We start from the raw sequence: 14,665 nt of genomic DNA, 5'->3' as shown, positions 1-14,665 counted from the left end.
CATGAAAGAATCAAGGTTAAATTGAAAGGACTGACCCCTGTAGAATACAGAAATCAGTCCTTAGAAATTGCCTAACTTACTGTCTAACTTTTGGGGGTCAGATCATAATGGCGGGTTTTTTATTTGGGTAAGTTTTAAGTGTGTGAATAATATACAGTCATTTGAAAGTTGAACTTTCACTTAAATTACTTCTCGATACAATATAAATATTGAGGGGATGTTTATGAAAAAAATATTAATTTTTATGGGGTTGTGTTTGGCTTTTAGTGTTGAGGCTAAACAAAGTAATGAAAGTACAGAGGCTATTAAGCAAAAAATTATTAAGCAGTCGATTGAAAGCTATCCAGGAAATTGTCCCTGTCCTTATAACTCTGCAAGAAATGGTAGTCGTTGTGGTAAACGTAGTGCATATAATCGAGCAGGTGGATATACGCCAATTTGTTATCCTGAAGATGTAACTGCCCAAATGATTAAGAATTATAAAAATAGAGGTTAATACTGAATATTAATTTTTGAATAGTTGCTTTAAGATGAACGTAACATAGTTGATTAAAAAATAAAAAATGATTACAGATATTCCTGATTCTGAGTTTTTTTTAGATAGGTGTGTGAACTATCATTTTCTTGCATTGAATAACTTATTAAATATTTTATGTAAATTTGAGTATATGGAGTTTGAAGATCTGGAGTGTGAGTTATCAGATCCAGAATCTGAGCACTGGGAATCTTTAGATATTGAGTTAGGGAATATTATTTTATTGTTATTTAACTCAATTGAAAATTATTTGAAATATAAGATTTCGGTTATAACTCCGTATTTATTAATTGAAACACCTCCTAAAGATTGGAAATGGTCGAATAAGGCTTTCCATGAATTTTATATTCATCCATTTGATTCATTGTTAAAAATCTTTGCAGTTACAAATGTTGAGCCAAGTGCTCATGTTAAACAGATATTTGAAGAATTAAGGGTTTCAAGAAATCTTTATATACATGGTACAAAAGCTGCTAAAACGACACCTTATAAAATAATAGAAGTTAGTTATTTGTTTTTAACTGAGTTGTGGAGTGAGATAGTTGATAACCAAAAAATATCAATTTTTCAAAAATTTTTAGAACATGGCCATTTAGAAATTGAGGAGGAGAGTGAAGCAAAAGCCGGTGAAATAATGGATGATCATAGTAAAATTATTTTCTTTTATAGTTTTTACCAAAAAGCTATAGGTAAGAAAAAGGCTTTTAAAATTTTGGCAATACAAGAAAGCGTAAAAATGCATAAGTGTCTTTTATGTGAATCTCAAATTGGTAGAGTTTTAAAAGATTCGTATTTTGCTATTGAGTCGAAAATAGATGAAGTGATTATATGTAAATTATGTCAAAGTGATTATTACATGGGTGAAAGTCAATTAATTTAATAAATACTTTACCTATATAAAGAAGTTAATCCTCTTCATTCCTTTCCTTATCTATATTAAAATAGAACCATAAACTTGAAAAGTAACGATGGGGAATGAAGCCGTGTCGCAAATTATGTAACGGATTAGAACCTGTTGTCTTCTTTAGCTGTAAGCGCAAAAAATTAAGAACTCTGCTTTATATAATAATAAACCCAAATTCCTAATCTAAACACCATTAACAACACACCTAAATAAATCTGAAAAACAGCCGCAGACATCATAATCCAACCGCTATTTCCCGGAGTCTTCCTTGCATCAAGCTCAATGGCAAAAACAACAATGATCTCCAGAGCAATGCTCAAATATAAAAACCAAGTCCATGGGAAGCGTAAAATCCAGGTCAGGAAAATAACGCTTAAACAGGGAAGCACAAAAAACAGAAAGATGACTTTTAAATCGATGAGTATTTATGATTTTTATTGTTGATCTGACCCATACCATAAAGCACATAAAAACAGAAAGAAAGGCCCAAACGATCAAATGATATCGAAGTTCATTTAAAAGGGTATTTTCATATGTGATGGTAATGCCTAAGACATAAGTCAGACGTGGCTTCAAACCCATCCCTAACTATGTTCAAATACATGAAACTTGAAAAGTATTGAATAGATCAGGAAGAAATCATGTCACAAGCCAACATGCAGCAAGTCATCATCACAGAACCGGGTGGTGTGGAAAAACTTGCCTATGAAACTGTTGCAGTACCCACAGCAAAAGCAGATGAAGTATTAGTAAAAGTCCATGCTTTTGGTATTAACCGTCCAGACATCTTGCAACGTCAAGGCTTATATCCAATGCCTAAAGGTGTAACACCTGTACCGGGCTTGGAAGTTGCAGGTATTGTTGAATCTGTAGGTAGCGATGTTACTAAATTTAAAGTTGGTGACAAAGTTTGTGGCTTAACCAATGGGGGCGGTTATGCGGAATATTGCGTTGTGCCTGAAAGCCAAGCTTTAACGATTCCTGAAGGCGTAAGCTTTACTCAAGCCGCAGCCATTCCTGAAACATTCTTTACCGTGTGGGCAAATGTGTTCCAAATGGGTAAAGCCAAAGCAGGGGAAACTGTATTGGTTCATGGTGGTGCAAGCGGTATTGGTACGACTGCGTTGATGCTGTGCAAATCATTGGGTATTAAAACTTTTGCAACTGTGGGTTCGGACGACAAAGTTGCGGCTATTGCAGATTTAACCACTGCAATCAACTATAAGACTCAAGACTTTGAACAAGTCATCAATGAGCAAACTGAGAATGGTGGTGTAGATGTTATTTTGGATATGGTCGGTGCGCCATATTTGGAACGTAATTTGAATTTGTTACGTCGTGATGGGCGTCTGGTCTATATCGCTTTCTTAGGTGGTGCAAAAGCCAAAGAGGTGAAACTCGGTCAAATCATGATGAAACGCTTGATCATTACCGGTTCAACCATGCGTGCACGTACCACGGCTGAAAAAGCAGAGATCGCTCAAGGCTTGCAAGAAACCGTCGCACCATTATGGGCAAAAGGTGAATGCTTACCGATGATCTATAAAACATTTAAGTTCGATCAGATTCAGGAAGCACATGCTGCTATGGATACCGGTGAGCATATCGGGAAGATCGTGGTGGAAATCATCTAACTATTCCATCTTTAAATAATAAAAAGCCAACAAATGTTGGCTTTTATTTTGCATAAATAATGATAAGTAGTTCAAATTAATTGATTGAAAAACAGTGAAGAAATTTTAAAAAATGGTAAAAAATGTCGAATCTTCGACACAACCTGTCAAAACGAAGGAGTAAATTAGCACTTAGATTTAATCTGACCAAATTGTTTGGTTTTAGTTGAAAATTCATGCAATAGAGGGAATGTATTATGAAAATAGTGTCAGCTCCATATACTCATGCCCACAGCTTCCGTGCATTAAAGCGTCTGCATAAAGCGATTATTCGTAATCAGGTATTACCTTGTAATCTGCATAAGCTTTATCAAGCCATGCTTCATTTGGAGCGTTATGTCGAACGGCTCAATCGTAAACGTTCTAAAAACCGTGCTGCAAGTCGCATTAAAGCGTGATTTGAGCATTGCCTATTAGCCTTAAGTTGAAGTGAATATTTGAAATCTAGTTTTTATTTGGCTGTATAATTTTTCCTATAATTTAAAAATTTTAAGCATTTTATGCACTGTGCTGTAAAAGCACAAAGAGGGTATCTATGAAGGGCAATGCGTCAACGCATGAGCGCCTTGCGGAACGTTTGGCAGGTATTTTAACCAAACTAAATATAGGGCATCAGTTGAGTGTGCAGGAGCTGGCGCGTGAGTTTCAGGTCAGTACCCGAACCATTGAACGTGATTTTGATCGACTCAATTCTTATCTCCCTTTAATACAGGATGCACAAACCAAAAAATTCTATTTGGAATCTTCTTATCTCGGGCGTTTTAAATTACAGGATATTAAAAATTTCGCACAATTGTCGGGAATTAATGACCTTTATCCGTCTTTGGATATCTCGTTTTTAAGAGAGTTATTTGATAACCGTGCCAATCTGGTCTTTTCTGCCAAAGGCTATAACTTTGAAGATGCGACGCAGTATGCCGAACACTTTAAGGCGCTGACGGGCAGTATTCAAAAAAGACAGCAAATCGCGTTGTTTTACAGAGGTCAAATTCGGGTTGTAAAGCCTTATCGCTTGATTCATCACATGGGTAACTGGTATTTGGCTGCTGTACGTAAGCAGGAACTGCGTGTTTACCGTCTTGGCCGTATTGAGAGAATTATCTGTAGCAATAGGCTTTCACCGTTTGAACATGATCAGGCTGTTCTGCAGCAATTAATAGATGAAGATGGTATCTGGTTTCAGCACGAAAAACAGGAAGTGATTTTATCTGTACATCCTGATGTCGCAATTTATTTTAAGCAACGCAGAATTTTTCCGGAACAGACGATTTTAGATGAATCGGAAACAGGGGGATTATTGATTAGCTGTCATATTCGGCATCAGAAGGAGTTGAATCCATTGGTACGTTACTGGATTCCTTATCTGAAAATCATCAAGCCGGCACATTTACAGCAAGAGCTGGATGATAGCTTGCAGGGTTATTTGAAAGAAGCTCAGTAATAACTGCAAAAATGAAATAGCGAGAAGTCTGGAAGAAATTCCAGACATAAAAAAACCAGCATTAAGCTGGATTTTTTATTGCACCATTTTAAGAAGTATTAAAATGGTGCCCGAGGCCAGACTCGAACTGGCACGCTTTGTGGGCGGGGGATTTTAAATCCCCTGTGTCTACCGATTTCACCACTCGGGCATTTTACAAGATTGGAGGCGGAGGTCGGAATCGAACCGGCGTACACGGAGTTGCAGTCCGCTGCATGACCACTCTGCCACCCCGCCATCTCTTGGTGATGCACATATTAGCAATCTTTGAAAAAAAAACAATACTATAAATAGTGTATATGCACATAAAATCAGCATATAGAATAAAATTGGCGAAATAATCATGTATTATTTGCAAAATTGATTCATATCAACACTTGGAGATGTGCCGTGGCATTAGTTTTAGATGGTCGTGCATTGGCGAAGCAAATTGAAGCAGACTTGTTAACTCGCGTTGAAGCATTAAAAGCGAAAACAAATCGTACCCCTATTCTTGCGACTATTTTGGTCGGTGACGATGGTGCATCTGCAACTTATGTGCGTATGAAAGGCAATGCTTGCCGCCGTGTCGGTATGGATTCGTTAAAAGTCGAATTAGGCAAAGAAACCACAACTGAGCAATTGCTTGCTGAAATTGAAAAATTAAACGCAAATCCAGATGTTCACGGTATTTTGTTGCAACATCCAGTTCCTGAACAAATTGATGAACGCGCATGTTTCGATGCCATTTCATTGGCGAAGGATGTCGACGGCGTAACTTGCCTTGGCTTTGGTCGTATGGCGATGGGTGAAGCAGCTTATGGTTCTGCAACACCAGCAGGCATCATGACCATTCTGAAAGAAAACAACATTGAAATTGCGGGTAAACATGCAGTAGTTGTCGGTCGTTCTGCGATTTTGGGTAAACCCATGGCTGCGATGCTTCTTGAAGCAAATGCGACCGTAACGATTTGCCATTCACGTACGCAAAACTTAGCTGACTTTGTTAAACAAGCGGACATTATCGTTGGTGCGGTAGGTAAAGCTGAATTGATCCAGAAAGACTGGATTAAACCAGGCGCAGTGGTTGTAGACGCTGGCTTCCATCCACGTGATGGTGGTGGTGTAGGTGACATCCAACTTGCAGGGATTGAAGAAGTTGCTTCTGCGTATACACCGGTTCCAGGTGGTGTGGGTCCAATGACCATTACCACGTTGATTCGTCAAACTGTTGAAGCTGCTGAAAAAGCTTTAGGTTGATTTTTATAATCCTCTCCACTTGCGCTTCGATTTAAAAGCAGTGCTTTAAATCTTGCTCAGGAGAGGGAACATCGTGACTCATAATGAAATGTTCCTTCTCCCTCAGGGAGAAGGTTAGGATGAGGGGATTTAAAGTAAATTAAAACCTCTCCCTAACCCTCTCCTAAAAGGAGAGGGAACTTCTTGTCTAGACAAGTATTCATTTCTTAAATCTAAAACGAATAACAAATCTAATGAGCTGTACATTTCAATTTCCTAAAGCCCCAGAACATTTAATTCAAGCCTTACATGAGGTAATTCCCGGTTGTGAGCTGATGGCACAGCAATTGCCTGAAACACCGATTTCACTGTGGCTGATTCCACCGGTATTTCCAACTGATCGCTTGGATGATGAAGTGATTCGCCGGATCTGGAACGATACACCGTATTGGATCTTCTGCTGGGCATCCGGACTTGCGATGGCGCAGTGGTTGCTTGCAGAGCCACATCATGTTAAAGACAAGGTCATACTCGACTTTGGTGCGGGATCGGGCGTAGTGGCGATTGCAGCGAAAATGGCAGGGGCTAAACGTGTCATTTGTTGTGATATTGATCCAATCAGTTTGGATTCATGTCGTGCCAATGCAGAATTGAATGATGTAGAGCTTGAATATCTGGATGATTTGTATAAAGCAGAACAAGTCGATGTGCTTTTGGCAGCGGATGTTTTATATGATCAATGTAATCGTTTTTTTCTGGATGAATTTTTAAAATTTGCATCTGAGGTGCGGGTTGCAGACAGTCGGGTGAAAAACTTTAGTCATCCAAAGTATCAAAAACTAGATGAACGAAGTGCCACGACTTGGCCAGATCTGGATGAATCTAAAGAATTCCGAAATGTCAGTTTTTATAAGACGCTGTAAACAGCGTCTTTTTAAATTAATAAGTCATTTAAAGCGATTAAGAACAAGTATAACGAACGACACTCAATGTGCTTGGACGCGTAGCATCTAAAGATTCGCGAGTCGCCATGTCTTCACTATTGTGTAGGTCAGGGGTGTTGCTTAAGCTCACACTGGTGCGGCTTTGACCAAGTTGACGACCATATTGTGGGGTTTGTATTGCGGGATTGGCAATTTCACTAATGCTTAAAATATCTATTTTGTATTGTTTATTTGAACCCAATACTTTTTGACAAGCACGTTGTAATTTTCTCTCATCCACTTGCTGGCTTTTGCGACCTGCCAAAGTATAAGCCAAGGTTGCACGGCCATTGGACTGACTTTCAATCTGATATCCGACATTCCCATTATATGGACGTGGTGTGCTTTGACACGCAGCAAGTCCAAGCGCCATAAAACCTAAGCCAAGCAATTTATATGTATTGTTCATCTTCAAAAGTTCCAAGCGTTGTTATTATATTTAGTATGCCATAAGCCTAGTTTTTTAACGATGTGATCAAGACGGATATCCAATAAAAAAGCTTTCCAATTGTGACAACTTGGAAAGCTTTTTTTAGATGATTAATCAACTAAATACGCTGGGTTTAGTCGTCAGTAATCATGCTGTGCTTTTTGGTGTCTTTCATAAAGATGTAAGTAATGAGAGACAAGCCAATCATGAAGGTAATGTAGTAGAAGAAGTAGTTTTCATGACCTGCATTTTTAAAGCTAAGAGCAACCAGTTCTGCTGTACCACCAAACAAAGTATTGGCAATGGCATAGGGTAAAGCAACACCCAATGCACGAATATGTGCAGGGAATAGTTCGGCTTTAACCACTGCATTAATGGCAGTATAGCCAGTGACAATCACCATGCCACTCATACAAAGCATGAATGCAGTAGTTGGATTAGTAGTTGAGCCCAAGCCATTAAAAATTGGAATTGTAAACAATACACCTAATACACCAAAGGTAATCATAATCGGTTTACGACCAATTTTATCGGATAGCGCACCAACAGCAGGTTGAAGCAACATGAAGATAAAGATGGCAGCAGTGGTGATTTCGGTTGCAGTGGTTTTTTCAAAGCCTGAAGTATTGACCAGATATTTTTGCAAATATGTTGTAAATGTATTGAAAGCAAGGGTACCGCCGGCAGTCAACATGATCACAGTAAAGGCTTGTTTAGGATATTTGGTGAATAAAGCCAGTGCACCTGATTTAGGACCACCATTTTTTGCTTGTTCCTGAGCTTCTTTAGATGATTGTGTTTCCACCAAACCACGACGAATCCAGAATACGACAATGGCAAGTAAGGCACCAATCGCGAAGGGAATACGCCATCCCCATTCAGAAAGCTGACCTTCAGTAAGTGTGCGTTGTAAAATGATCAGCACACAAAGCGCAAGTAACTGACCTGAAATTAAGGTGACATACTGGAAACTTGAGAAGAAACCACGATGTTTTTTACCCGCCATTTCAGTCAAATAGGTTGCACTAGAACCATATTCACCACCGACACTGAGGCCTTGCAGTAAACGGGCAAACAATAATAAGGCAGGTGCAAGCATACCCACAGATGAATAAGTTGGCGCACAGGCAATAATCAGTGAACCGACACACATCAGTGAAACCGATAGGGTTAAACCAGCTTTACGGCCTTTACGGTCAGCATAAACCCCCATAATCCATGCGCCGATCGGACGCATCAGGAAACCCAGGGCAAATACCGCTGCTGCTTGAAGCAGTTTGACCGTGTCATCGCCTTCCGGGAAAAATTGCGAAGCAAAGTACAAGGTAAATGCGGCATACACATACCAGTCATACCATTCAACTAAATTACCCGCAGAGCCGCCAAGGATAGATTTGAAACGAGTTTTTCTATCAAGTTGCGGAGCCGCAACCTGGGGAGATGAATCTGTCACAACAATTCTCCAAAAGAATGTTGGCAAAACACATCCTTTTAAATTCTTCGAGACGAAAAAATTTAAAAACATATATTTTGTTGTGGGAGTTTGAAATAATTTTTTACAGGTACGTTATACGCTCATGTTTTTGCTTCTTCATTCGACTTTAGTCTAGGCATTGTCTTGATTTTGAACGTTTAGTACATTTAACTCATTATTTTTATTAAATAGAATGGAAAAATTAAAAGCCTCTCATATAGAAAGGCTTTTAAAAATGACTTTGGATTAATGTTCTTTAATTTCTGAGTGGTGCTTGGTATCTTTCATAAAGATATAAACAATCAATGAGATAGAAATTAAGATGGTGACATAAATAAAGAACCAAGACTCATGTCCGGCTTCTTTAAAGCTTAGCGCGAAAAACTCTGCTGTGCCACCAAATAGTGTATTGGCAAGCGCGTAGGGAAATGCGACACCTAATGCACGGATATGCGCAGGGAACAGCTCGGCTTTCACCACGGCATTAATTGAGGTATAGCCTGTGACAATTACTAAACCGGCTAAACAGATCCAGAATGCGGACCAGTAATCTTGGGTCTGGCCTAATTTATCAAATAGGAAATAGGTAAATAAAACACCGAGTACCCCAAAGGAAATCATCAGCGGTTTGCGTCCAATTTTATCCGACAAAGCACCAGCAAACGGCTGTAAACACATGAAAATAAACAGCGCCAAGGTAGTGATTTGCGTGGCTTCAGGTTTGCTAAATCCAGAGGTATTGACTAAGTATTTTTGCAGATAGGTGGTATAGGTATAGAAGGCTACCGTACCACCAGCAGTTAAAAACAACACTGTAAATGCCTGTTTAGGATAATGCTTAAACAGCGCAAACATACTCGATTGAGGCTGGGTTTTATCTTGTTGGGCATTTTTAAAAGATTGGGTCTCGAGCAGACCACGACGAATATAGAATACGACTATGGCCAAGCATGCGCCAATAAAGAACGGAATGCGCCAACCCCACTCATGTAGTTGTTCTTCAGTCAGTACAAACTGCAAAATGAGTAGAACGCAGAGTGCGGTAAGCTGACCTGCAATTAAAGTGACGTACTGAAAACTGGAAAAGAACCCGCGTCGGTTTCTTTCTGCCATTTCACTTAAATAGGTGGCACTGGCACCATATTCTCCACCGACACTTAAGCCCTGAATGAGTCGGGCAACCACTAAAATAATGGGTGAAAATATCCCGATTTGATCATGCGTTGGGGCTACTGCAATCATCAGAGAACCAATACACATCAAGGTCACAGAAAGAGTGAGACCCGATTTGCGTCCTTTTTTGTCCGAGTAAATACCCATGATCCAGGCACCAATCGGACGCATTAAAAAGCCAACTGCAAAAATGGCGGCAGCTTGAAGCAATTGTGCAGTTTGACTGCCTTTGGGGAAGAATGAATGGGCAAAATATAATGTAAATGCGGCATAGACATACCAGTCATACCACTCCACCAGGTTACCTGCTGAGCCACCCAGAATGGATTTGACCCGTGTTTTGGTATCCAAATTTACTTGAGGAACGTTTTGTTCAATCATGTGTTCAAGTCCATTTTGGTATTGTTTTTTAGATGTTAAACCTATTGTTTTAATGGTATACGTGTAGCAGTTTCTAGTTTTGTATGAAAAATGTTCATGGTCTAAGTGCCTGAAAGTGAAGTGGTTGAAAGACATATTAGATTGACAATTTATATGCATTGTTTATTTTTGATGCGACAGCCCCATTATTATTTTATATTCATCTTATTGACTCATGATTTCCAAGTGTCATTTCAGTTTAAATGGTGTTAAGTTTCCTAGAACAATAAGAAATTTAAGTCAGCTGTTTTAATAAAATTATAGGAGGTGAACATGCAAGTGAGTCATCCGGTCTATGATGTGGTGGTGGTTGGTGGAGGCATTAATGGTGTTGGTATTGCAGTGGATGCTGCAGGGCGAGGGTTGTCTGTATTTTTATGTGAAAAGGATGATTTAGCCAGCCACACTTCTTCTGCAAGCAGCAAGCTTATACATGGTGGTTTGCGTTATCTTGAACATAAAGAGTTTCGTTTGGTTCATGAAGCGCTAGTTGAACGCGAAATTTTACTGGCCAAAGCACCGCATATTATTCGTCCCTTGCGTTTTATCATGCCTCATCAGCCGCATTTAAGGCCTGCATGGTTAATTCGGACCGGTTTATTTGTTTATGATCATCTGGGTAAGCGAGAAAAATTAGCAGGCTCAAAGCATATTCATTTTGATGCAGCAACAAGCCCTTTAAAAGAAGAAATAACGCAGGGTTTTGAATATTCAGACTGTGCTGTGGATGATGCGCGTTTGGTGGTTTTAAATGCGATGCAAGCACATGAACTAGGTGCGCATATCGTCACTCAAACGCGATGTACATCTGCATACCATGAAAATGGTTTGTGGGTGGTGCATTTGGAAAATGCACAAGGTTCTTATCAAGTTCAAGCTAAAGCATTGGTGAATGCTGCAGGGCCGTGGGTCGCGCAATTTATTCAACAGAATTTAAAACAAAAATCACCACATGGGCTTCGACTGGTTCAAGGCAGTCATATTATTGTGCCAAAAATATATGAAGGCGATAAAGCTTTTATTCTTCAAAATGATGATCAGCGGATTGTTTTTGCGATCCCTTATTTAGATCAATACACCTTAATTGGTACCACTGATCATGAATACCAAGGTGATTTAGATCGGGTCAATATTACCCAACCTGAAATTGATTATTTGCTGGATGTTTATAATGATCATTTTAAGCATCAGTTAACTCCTGAAGATATTTTATATACCTATTCGGGTGTCCGGTCTTTATGTGATGATGAGTCTGATAATCCATCTGCGATCACCCGCGACTATACTTTGGCTGTATCTCATGAGCAGAAAAACGATGCGCCGTTGCTTTCGGTGTTTGGTGGAAAGCTGACGACTTATAGAAAGCTGGCTGAATCTGCAATGGTACATTTGCAACCTTTTTTTCCGACAATGAAAAAGCCCTGGACTGAAAAAGCGTTATTACCTGGCGCAGAAAACCTGGTTTCAGTTGAATGGTTAATTCAGGAAATTATGCAAAATATCGAAAATGTACCATTTCAATTGGCTTCGCGCTGGGCGCATGTCTATGGTTCTCGGGTATGGAAATTTATAAATAGTATTTCAACCACTGATGAACTTGGTGAAGACTTTGGACATGGCTTATTTGCCAAAGAGGTTGATTATCTTGTAGATCAAGAGTGGGCCAGAACCAGTCAGGATATTTTATGGCGCAGAACCAAGCTAGGCTATCAATTTAGGGATGACGAGATTCAGGTATTGGATCAATATCTTTCGAAGTTGCTGGTGAAGAGATCGCAAGATACTGCAGCTTAAGTTTTTAAACATGAAATAAAAGACCGTTAAGACGGTCTTTTATTTGAGTCAAATTGCAGTATTGATCTTTAATTAAATTTTTAGCTCAGACTGCGTTTAACTTTCTGTTTTAAATTGTTTTAAATTACAACGCCGCCCAACCTTGTACAATCTACAGGCGTATTCCATTTAACTGCAGTGCCCGAAACTACTGGACGTACCATGCGCCAAGGCCAGAAACCGAATCTTTGGCTAGCATTATAATTGATTACCACATTGCCACCGACTTGATGTGCACGCTCGGCAAAGCGTGAATATAGTTCTTCTACACTGCCGTAAGTACCTTTGGCAACTTTAATGCGCTTTTGGACCTGAAATTGGCTAGAGTCTGGAGTGCCTTTAATTGCACAGACGTGAAGAGCTGGATGTTCTGCAGTCGCTGCTTGAGCCATAGCTAGACTGGACAAGCCGAGCAGGCAAGCTGTCAGTGTGAATGTTTTTAACATGAAATTTTCTCTTTTTATTCATTATGAAATTATTTGCGTGGCTATATTAATATAAAAAAAGGCCACCGAAGTGACCTTTTATCAATTAATTCAAGAAATTAAGCAGATTTTTTAACAGCTTCTAAAAGCTCGTTTTGACGTGCTTTAAGCGCAGCTGGTAAACGTTCACCCAATTTAGCGAACAATTCAGTGTGGCTTTCCAATTCTTTGATCCATTGATCTTTGTCTTGCGCTGTAACAGTTTCGAATTGCTCTTTAGAGAAGTCGATACCCGTCCAGTTCAATTGTTCATAAGTAGGAACCAGGCCGATTGGAGTTTCAGTCGCTTCCGCGCGGCCTTCACAACGATCAATCATCCACTCAAGAACACGCATGTTTTGACCGAAACCAGGCCATACGAAGTTGCCTTCAGCATCACGGCGGAACCAGTTTACGTTAAAGATCTTAGGAAGTTTGTTGCCAGCAGCTTCAGCTTTAACCGCTACTTGTTCACCCATTTCTAACCAGTGAGAGAAGTAGTCAGCCATGTTGTAGCCAGCAAATGGAAGCATCGCAAACGGGTCGCGACGAACAACACCTTGTTGACCAACAGCAGCAGCAGTAGTTTCAGAACCCATAGTTGCAGCTTTATAAACGCCATCAACCCAGTCGAAAGCTTCAGAAACTAAAGGCACTGTATCTGCACGACGACCACCGAAGATGAACGCAGAAATTGGCACACCAGCTGGATTTTCCCAGTCAGCATCAATAGAAGGGCATTGACCAGCAGCAACTGTGAAACGCGCATTTGGATGTGCAGCTTTTTCACCAGCAACGTGTGGTTGGCCTTTCCAGTTAGTCAGGTTAGCAGGAGCTTCTTTAGTCAGACCTTCCCACCAAACTTCACCGTTGTCAGTCACAGCAACGTTGGTATAAATTACGTCTTTACTCAGCGTAGCCATACAGTTCGGGTTGGTCTTGGTATTTGTACCAGGCGCTACACCGAAGAAACCAGCTTCAGGGTTGATTGCATATAAGCGACCGTCTTCACCTGGTTTGATCCAGGCAATATCGTCACCTACAGTTTCAATTTTCCAGCCTTCATAACCTGCTGGTGGAATCAACATTGCAAAGTTGGTTTTACCACAAGCAGAAGGGAATGCAGCTGCGATGTAATGTTTTTCACCTTGTGGATTAGTCACACCAAGGATCAGCATGTGTTCAGCTAACCAGCCTTGTTGACGACCCATTGAAGATGCAATACGTAAAGCGAGGCATTTTTTACCAAGCAATGCATTACCGCCGTAACCAGAACCGTAAGACCAGATTTCACGAGTTTCTGGGTAATGCACGATGTATTTTTCAGGGTTGCAAGGCCATGCAACGTCTTTTTGACCTTCTTCTAGCGGAGCACCCACAGTGTGTACGCAAGGAACGTATTCACCGTCAGTACCAAGAACGTCATAAACAGCTTTACCCATGCGAGCCATTTTAGACATGCTTACTGCAACGTAAGGAGAGTCAGTTAATTCGATACCGATGTGTGCAATATGGCTACCTAAAGGACCCATAGAGAAAGGTACAACGTATAAAGTACGTCCTTTCATTGAGCCATCAAATAAACCGTTAAGGCGAGCACGCATTTCAGCTGGAGCTTCCCAGTTGTTTGTCGCACCTGCATCTTCTTGTTTTTCTGAGCAGATATATGTGCGACCTTCAACACGAGCAACGTCAGAAGGATCAGAATTAGCTAAGTAAGAACCAGGGTGCTTTTCTTGGTTAAGCTCTTGCATAGTGCCGTTAGCGATCATCAAGTCGATATAACGTTGATATTCTTCTGCGCTACCGTCACACCATTCAATTTTCGCTGGCTTCGTTAATTTTGCAATTTCTTCAACCCATGCAATAAGCTTAGGGTGACGAACGAATTCTGGTGCGTTCACTTGGGTCATGGTGAGGCCTATCTCAAATGTGTACAATTGTGTGTACAAATAATAATTAGAATGAAGGGATACAACATTCCAATTTAAGTATAAAAAAAAGTGGCTGTATTAAAGCATAAAATCATAAAAAAAATAAGACTAAAGAAGTATGGGAAATAGGTTGATAGATTATGT

14 protein-coding genes and 2 tRNA genes are annotated in these 14,665 nt (G+C 40.0%); 9 read left to right on the top strand and 7 right to left on the bottom strand.

Annotated elements, in window-relative coordinates; genetic code table 11:
* From HLH14_RS16210 to HLH14_RS11155, 6 genes are all read left to right on the top strand, one after another.
* A partial coding sequence (locus HLH14_RS16210) for an IS3 family transposase (RefSeq protein ID WP_171533083.1) occupies window positions 1-75 on the top strand: 75 nt, incomplete at its 5' end.
* Window positions 76-223: 148 nt separating this feature from the next.
* Window positions 224-496, top strand: coding sequence for a hypothetical protein (locus tag HLH14_RS11175; protein ID WP_067724034.1), 273 nt, complete (start codon window positions 224-226; stop codon window positions 494-496).
* Window positions 497-563: 67 nt separating this feature from the next.
* Window positions 564-1,415, top strand: a complete 852-nt coding sequence (locus HLH14_RS11170; protein WP_067724035.1) for a hypothetical protein — start codon at window positions 564-566, stop codon at window positions 1,413-1,415.
* Window positions 1,416-2,080: 665 nt separating this feature from the next.
* The gene (locus tag HLH14_RS11165; RefSeq protein WP_067724037.1) at window positions 2,081-3,073 is read left to right on the top strand and encodes an NAD(P)H-quinone oxidoreductase; all 993 of its coding nucleotides are present in this window, start codon (window positions 2,081-2,083) and stop codon (window positions 3,071-3,073) included.
* 236 nt (window positions 3,074-3,309) lie between these two features.
* Window positions 3,310-3,510, top strand: a complete 201-nt coding sequence (locus HLH14_RS11160) for a hypothetical protein (RefSeq protein ID WP_067724038.1) — start codon at window positions 3,310-3,312, stop codon at window positions 3,508-3,510.
* A gap of 137 nt (window positions 3,511-3,647) precedes the next feature.
* Window positions 3,648-4,553 (top strand): helix-turn-helix transcriptional regulator, encoded by a 906-nt coding sequence (locus HLH14_RS11155; protein WP_171533080.1) that lies wholly within the window; start codon window positions 3,648-3,650, stop codon window positions 4,551-4,553.
* A 104-nt stretch (window positions 4,554-4,657) separates the two neighbouring features.
* Here the strand turns inward: HLH14_RS11155 and HLH14_RS11150 are convergent.
* Window positions 4,658-4,743, bottom strand: a tRNA-Leu gene (locus HLH14_RS11150).
* 12 nt (window positions 4,744-4,755) lie between these two features.
* Window positions 4,756-4,829: transfer RNA gene (locus HLH14_RS11145), tRNA-Cys, on the bottom strand.
* 153 nt (window positions 4,830-4,982) lie between these two features.
* Here HLH14_RS11145 and folD point away from each other — a divergent pair.
* Entirely contained in the window at window positions 4,983-5,831 is an 849-nt protein-coding gene (gene folD, locus HLH14_RS11140; protein WP_067724040.1) for a bifunctional methylenetetrahydrofolate dehydrogenase/methenyltetrahydrofolate cyclohydrolase FolD, read from the top strand.
* Window positions 5,832-6,064: 233 nt separating this feature from the next.
* On the top strand, window positions 6,065-6,733 hold the full coding sequence (locus HLH14_RS11135) for a class I SAM-dependent methyltransferase (protein WP_171533079.1): 669 nt from the start codon (window positions 6,065-6,067) through the stop codon (window positions 6,731-6,733).
* A gap of 37 nt (window positions 6,734-6,770) precedes the next feature.
* On the opposite strand, the gene HLH14_RS11130 is transcribed toward HLH14_RS11135, so the two are convergent.
* From HLH14_RS11130 to HLH14_RS11120, 3 genes are all read right to left on the bottom strand, one after another.
* Complete coding sequence (locus HLH14_RS11130; protein ID WP_067724042.1) at window positions 6,771-7,202, bottom strand: hypothetical protein; 432 nt, start codon at window positions 7,200-7,202, stop codon at window positions 6,771-6,773.
* 154 nt (window positions 7,203-7,356) lie between these two features.
* Window positions 7,357-8,676, bottom strand: coding sequence for an MFS transporter (locus HLH14_RS11125; RefSeq protein WP_067724043.1), 1,320 nt, complete (start codon window positions 8,674-8,676; stop codon window positions 7,357-7,359).
* A 267-nt stretch (window positions 8,677-8,943) separates the two neighbouring features.
* Window positions 8,944-10,251, bottom strand: coding sequence for an MFS transporter (locus tag HLH14_RS11120; RefSeq protein WP_067724044.1), 1,308 nt, complete (start codon window positions 10,249-10,251; stop codon window positions 8,944-8,946).
* A 312-nt stretch (window positions 10,252-10,563) separates the two neighbouring features.
* Between HLH14_RS11120 and glpD the strand changes: the two genes are divergently transcribed.
* Window positions 10,564-12,084: a glycerol-3-phosphate dehydrogenase gene (gene glpD / locus HLH14_RS11115; RefSeq protein WP_067724045.1), complete on the top strand. Its 1,521-nt coding sequence runs from the start codon at window positions 10,564-10,566 to the stop codon at window positions 12,082-12,084.
* Window positions 12,085-12,203: 119 nt separating this feature from the next.
* On the opposite strand, the gene HLH14_RS11110 is transcribed toward glpD, so the two are convergent.
* Window positions 12,204-12,569 carry a hypothetical protein gene (locus HLH14_RS11110; protein ID WP_067724046.1) on the bottom strand — a complete coding sequence of 122 codons (366 nt, stop codon included), beginning with the start codon at window positions 12,567-12,569 and terminating at the stop codon, window positions 12,204-12,206.
* A 98-nt stretch (window positions 12,570-12,667) separates the two neighbouring features.
* Window positions 12,668-14,500, bottom strand: a complete 1,833-nt coding sequence (locus tag HLH14_RS11105) for a phosphoenolpyruvate carboxykinase (GTP) (protein WP_067724047.1) — start codon at window positions 14,498-14,500, stop codon at window positions 12,668-12,670.
* Between the last annotated feature and the right edge of the window lie 165 nt (window positions 14,501-14,665).

The organism is Acinetobacter terrae (assembly GCF_013004375.1).
Lineage (GTDB): Bacteria > Pseudomonadota > Gammaproteobacteria > Pseudomonadales > Moraxellaceae > Acinetobacter > Acinetobacter terrae.
Note: the sequence above shows the minus strand (reverse complement) of the source record. Positions and strands in the feature narration are given on the sequence as shown.